We start from the raw sequence: 828 nt of genomic DNA, 5'->3' as shown, positions 1-828 counted from the left end.
CGAGGCGCTGGCCGAGGCAACCGGCTGGCAGGCTACCCTCCTGCGCGGCTCCTGGGATGCGTTGCGCGGTGGGGTGACCGGGCAGGGCGAATCGCTGAGCGGCCTCGCCGGCGCCCTGGCGGTCGACCTCACCCCGGCCGGGGATCTGCGCGACATCGTCTATCAGCTGGGAATGGCCGAGCAGCCGGACGAGCTGGTGCTGGGCCTGTCCGTGGCGGGGCTTGGGCTCACCGCCGCTGCCTTCGTCGCACCGGCCCAGGCGATCCCGGCACGGTTCGGCAAGGCCGTGCTCAAGACGGGTGCCCGTTTTGCCAAGGCGAGTGCCGGGGTCGGCGCCGACATCCGGCGGCTCGCCGCGCGGCTGGTCGACCTGCCGGCGGCAAAGCGTGCCGCCGCAAATCTCGACCTGACGCCTGCGACGGCCGCGCGCCTGGTCCGCACCGAGGTGGCAGGCGAGCTCGGTCAGGTCGGAGCCGAACTCTACCGGATCCAGCGCGCGGCCGGCACCGGTGCTGCCCTGGGCGTGCTCGGGCAGGCCGACCGGCTGGCCGACCTGCCGTTCTACCGGCGGGTGGCCCAGGCGCTCGGCAAGAACACCGAGCCGGTGCTGGCCACGCTCGGCAAGCAGACCCGGCAGGCCTTCCGCGTCTACCGCGCCGGCAATCGGGCTTGGCTCACCACCGGCGGCTGGCTCGCAGCGCTGGCCACCAGCCTGAGCGGCCTTCTCCTTTCCCTGTCCGGGAGTGCGGTCTCCTTCCTGCTCAAGCGCCGGATCCGCCACCTTTCCGGCGGCTTCCTGCGGTTCCTGGCCCCACGCCTCCTGCCATG

Annotated in this window: 1 pseudogene; it reads left to right on the top strand. The window is 73.4% G+C overall.

The annotated features are described in order from the left end of the window. A pseudogene (locus EQG76_RS17080) lies at nucleotides 1-828 on the top strand (hypothetical protein); the annotation flags it as partial.

It is taken from the genome of Geminicoccus flavidas, assembly GCF_009806515.1.
Lineage (GTDB): Bacteria > Pseudomonadota > Alphaproteobacteria > Geminicoccales > Geminicoccaceae > Geminicoccus > Geminicoccus flavidus.
Note: the sequence above shows the minus strand (reverse complement) of the source record. Positions and strands in the feature narration are given on the sequence as shown.